We start from the raw sequence: 4,789 nt of genomic DNA on the forward strand, positions 1-4,789 counted from the left end.
CGCGGTGCCAGTCGATTTGCAGAAGACATTGCGCAGGGTCGATTGAGTCACAGTTATGTGCCGGTTGACAGTCCGGCGGTAATTGAGCGCTTTTTGAGTCATGTGCAACCTGCCGCCGCTTTGTTTGTAGAAACAGAGCTATGGGCAAACATCTTAACCAAGTTGTCTGAGCATCATATCCCAAGTATTCTTGTGAATGGGCGGCTGTCAGCATCATCCTTTAAAAGTTATCAAAAGATTGCTGCCGTCAGTACCAGTATGATGAACAATCTACATCTAATCATTGCGCAGGATAATGACTCCGCCAAACGCTTTCGCCAATTGGGTGCGCATAGTGCACAAATCCGGGTAGCAGGCTCGCTAAAATGGGTCATTAATACACCTAAAGCAGCCAATGCGCATAAAATAGATGATGAACAGCCTATCGATGTTGTCAATAGCGAGCAGGCAGCGTTAGCAGAAAAAACGCCTGATATCATCGCAGAGTTAAATGAGACTAATCGCCCAATTTGGGTGGCAGCAAGCACTCATAGTAGTGAAGAAGACATAGTATTGGAATGGCAGCAGCAATTATTGTCAAACCCTGCATTGGCAAAGGCGCTACTGATCATCGTTCCACGTCATCCAGAGCGTTTTGATGAAGTAGCATCTTTGATTCAACAATCAGGCTTGACCATGGCACGGCGCAGTGCAGCAGAAGCCATTGATATCGATACCCAAGTCTATCTGGCGGATAGCATGGGTGAGTTAATGCATTGGTATGCGCTTGCCGATGTGGCGTTGGTTGGCGGTTCACTGGTCGAGGTTGGTGGACATAATCCCGTTGAGCCAGCAAGTGTGGCGACACCAGTATTGATGGGTATTTATACTCAATCTTGTCAAAGCGTCGTGGATAAACTGGCGAGTGTCGGGGCGTTATATCAGCCAAACAGCCCCTTTTATCAGGCGATTGCTCATCATAGTCAGCATAGTCAGCCAAAAAATGAGAATCCGCAATCTACCGATGACGAGACGCTTCTTTATCAACAGTTAAAATATTGGCTGAGTCATTTAACGTCGGCTCAGCAAGCAGGACAAGCAGGCGCGCAGATGACAGAGCAGCAGCAAGCCGTATTAGGTCGTCAATTATCGATGCTAGAAAAGGTCATTGAGCAGCATGAGCAGCAAAATGTTAGTCAAGAGTTAGATTAAGAGCCACTATGAACTGTATCTTATTACCTGCTGTAAACTTCCATAATGAATCTGCCTATATCAATGCAGCGGCGCAAATTGAACATGTGAATCAAGTGTTAGGGGCAAAAGTCGGCGATACCCTAAAAGTTGGGCAGCTAGAAGGTCATCTTGGCAGCGCTGTCATCACCGATATGACACCTGAGCGTATTTTGCTTGGTAATGTAGATTTAACAACAGCGCCGCCGCCTAAGCTTGACCTTACAGTAGTGCTGGCATTGCCACGACCAAAGGTGCTGCGCCGTTTAATCATGGACATGACTGCGCTTGGCGTCCGCGATATTATCTTGATTAATAGCTATCGTACGCAAAAAAGCTATTGGCAAAGCCCGATGCTAAATCGCCTTGATGAGTTTGTATTAGAAGGTCTGCAACAAGGCATTGATACTGCTGCTCCCCGTATCAGTTTGCAAAAACGCTTTAAGCCCTTTGTTGAGGATGAACTGGCAGCGCTCATGACCAATCGCGCGATCATAGCGCATCCTTATGGGGCATTGTCATTTTCACAATATATGCAGCAACAACTAAAAAACGCTGAGTCACCTCAGAAGGTACTACCAAGTATGGTTTTTGTCGGTGCGGAAGGTGGCTGGATTGATTATGAAGTTGAGATGCTGGCAAGGCAAGGCTGCCAAGCGGTGCATATAGGCGCGCGAATACTGCGCACTGAAGCGGCGGTCAATGCTATCTTGGGGCAGTGGCTGTTGTAAGACAATAACTGCCATCAGTCTTAATTAGAAATGGGGCAATATTTAATTTCATTGCATAAATTTCTATTTTCAAACTATGGTGTGCCGTATTAATTGTTGATTATTTAACTGAGTAATTGGGCCAAATAAATGTATTGATAATTAATCTCATTTCCCTTAGTATATGTCTTTCCAGATATTAGGGGTCGCATTAAGCGATGATTTCTAATGTCATTTTATCCTACCTATCCATCGCGCTACTATGGGGAAAGCCATGTCATTGAATGTGATCAGTGCAAATTTATCTTCTACTAAGCTTACTTTACCAGTTGCCGTATTTGGCATGATGTTGGCATTTGCTGGTTGTAGTAAGCCAACTACGCCAGAAGAAAATGTCGATGCCGAAACGACCGCGCCAAGCACTGAACAAGAAGTAGCAAAAGCAGAAGCGACTCCCGCTGATGGACAGACAGTGACTATCTACTCATCACGTAATGAGCAGCTGATCCAGCCATTGTTAGATCGTTATACCGAACAGACAGGTGTAAAGGTTGAACTGGTTACAGACAAAGATGGTCCGTTGATGGCGCGTCTGCAAGCAGAAGGTAAAAATACCCCAGCGGATATGCTGCTGACGGTTGATGCAGGTAATTTATGGCAAGCAGCTGAGCAAGGTTTACTGCAACCAGTTTCTTCTAGCGTTTTGGAAGCAAACGTGCCGTCTAAATATCGTGATCCAGAAGGTCAGTGGACAGGTTTGTCATTACGAGCCCGTACGATTTTTTATGATCCAAGTAAAGTCAGCGCTGATCAGTTATCAACTTATGCAGATTTGGCGGATCCAAAGTGGAAAGGCAAATTATGTCTACGCACCTCTAAAAAGGTTTATAACCAGTCATTGGTTGCAAGCATGATGGAGCATTTGGGTGCTGAAAAAACAGAAGCCGTTATCCGTGGTTGGGTTGATAACTTAGCAACCGACGTATTTAGTGATGATACCAGCTTACTAGAAGCTATCGCTGCTGGTCAGTGTGAAGTGGGTATTGCTAACAGCTACTACTATGGTCGCCTGCTTGATGAAAAACCTAACTTCCCAGTAAAAATATTTTGGGCAAACCAAGGTACTACAGGTACGCACGTTAATATTTCGGGTGCTGGTGTAGTAGCGGGTTCAGACAATGCTGATGGCGCATTGAAACTGATGGAATGGTTATCGTCTGATGAGGCACAAGGTCTTTACGCTAGTGCTGACAAAGAATTCCCAGTAAAAGTTGGGGTCGATGAGTCAGAGATGCTCAGATCTTGGGGTCAGTTCAAACAAGATGACATCAATGTACAAAAATTTGGTGAATTACAAACTCAAGCCATTCAAATGATGGACAAAGCTGGCTACAAGTAAAAGTCTGCCAGTCATTTAATGGAGTTATGATACGTATGACACGGTAACAACTTATGATAACAATGCCAGAATCGTCTGCAAGTCAGAACAATACTGTCAATGAAAGTAATGAGACAGGCAATACGAGCAACTCTATTCGCCAAGACCATGCTACCCGTAAACGTGTCATCTCGAAATCAGTCTTAGGACTGATTTCGTTGTTTATGCTAGTACCGATTTTAATCGTATTATTGTCATGGACACAGCCAGTCGCTGATATTTGGGGGCATATGCGCGAGTTCGTATTGCCGCAAGTGCTCAAAAACACCGCCATTTTGCTCTTAATGGTCACGGTGATTTCTGGCACGATTGGCACGGCATTGGCATGGCTTACGAGTATGTACCGCTTCCCTGGACAGCGGTTTTTTGCATGGGCGTTGATGTTACCCTTAGCGATGCCAGCTTATGTGTTGGCATTTGTCACCGTGGGTATCGTTGATTTTAGTGGACCACTGCAAACGGCATTAAGAGATTTTGGGTTTACAGCTGCTATTCCGTCGGTACGTAATGTCTGGGGTGCAGGGCTGATATTGTCATTGGCCTTTTATCCTTATGTGTATTTGCTGGCGCGCCAAGCGTTTTTATCTCAAGGTAAGCGAGCGATAGAAGCTGGACAGATGCTTGGCTTAAGCCGTAGCAAAGTGTTTTTTCGCTTGGCACTACCGCAAGCACTGCCTTGGGTTATTGGTGGTTTGCTTTTGGCAAGCATGGAAACCCTAGCGGACTTCGGCGCGGTGTCGGTATTTAATGTTGATACCTTTACCACGGCGATTTATAAAGCCTGGTTTGGTTTTTTTAGCTTGACGACCGCAGCGCAGTTGGCAGCGCTATTAATTGGCGTGATCTTCATCGTTGTCTTATTTGAACAATATTGGCAAGCAAAACGCGGTAATGTTGTCACGCAAGGTAGTAGCCAGCGTCTTGAAGCCAGTAAACCGGCCAAGCTTGCTATGGCGCTGCTTTGCACGCTGGTGTTTTTGGTCGCTTTTTTGATACCCTTTGCCCAGCTTATCTATTGGACAGCGGCGAACTTTCAACAAGATTTTGATGCCCGCTACATTGATTTTGTTATCAATAGTCTCATGATTGCGAGTATGACCACCGCATTTATTGCGGTCTTAGCGATTATCATTGCGTGGATTAAGCGCCAATATCCGGATAAATCGACCAAGCTTATGACCACTTTAGCCAATCTAGGCTATGTGGTGCCGGGTACAGTGTTGGCAGTTGGGATCTTTATTCCGATTGCGTGGCTAGATAATCAGCTGATTGCGTTTGGGGTGACCTCTACGCAGTTTTTATCTGGCAGTGTGATCGTGATGCTGCTGGCTTTATCGACACGCTTTATGACGGTGAGTTTTCAGCCGGTAGATCGGCAGCTTCAGCGCTTGACCGTCAATCAAGAAGCGGCTGCTAAACTCCTTAGCGATAG

General features: G+C 45.5%; 4 protein-coding genes. All 4 read left to right on the forward strand.

Annotated features, from left to right (window positions below):
* Positions 1-1,191 (forward strand): 3-deoxy-D-manno-octulosonic acid transferase (locus ABYU67_RS11810; RefSeq protein WP_372845442.1); only part of this gene is annotated, 1,191 nt, incomplete at its 5' end.
* 8 nt (positions 1,192-1,199) lie between these two features.
* On the forward strand, positions 1,200-1,940 hold the full coding sequence (locus tag ABYU67_RS11815) for a 16S rRNA (uracil(1498)-N(3))-methyltransferase (protein WP_372845444.1): 741 nt from the start codon (positions 1,200-1,202) through the stop codon (positions 1,938-1,940).
* A 253-nt stretch (positions 1,941-2,193) separates the two neighbouring features.
* Positions 2,194-3,318 carry an extracellular solute-binding protein gene (locus tag ABYU67_RS11820; RefSeq protein ID WP_372845446.1) on the forward strand — a complete coding sequence of 375 codons (1,125 nt, stop codon included), beginning with the start codon at positions 2,194-2,196 and terminating at the stop codon, positions 3,316-3,318.
* Positions 3,319-3,371: 53 nt separating this feature from the next.
* The coding region (locus tag ABYU67_RS11825) for an ABC transporter permease (protein ID WP_372845448.1) at positions 3,372-4,789 on the forward strand (1,418 nt) is incomplete at its 3' end.

It is taken from the genome of Psychrobacter sp., from assembly GCF_041554015.1.
Classification (GTDB): Bacteria; Pseudomonadota; Gammaproteobacteria; order Pseudomonadales; family Moraxellaceae; genus Psychrobacter.

Bases quoted from the DNA above. Each gene is read 5' to 3' on its own strand.
- ABYU67_RS11815 (WP_372845444.1), top strand. From the start codon at position 1,200: ATGAACTGTATCTTATTACCTGCTGTAAACTTCCATAATGAATCTGCC.
- ABYU67_RS11820 (WP_372845446.1), top strand. From the start codon at position 2,194: ATGTCATTGAATGTGATCAGTGCAAATTTATCTTCTACTAAGCTTACT.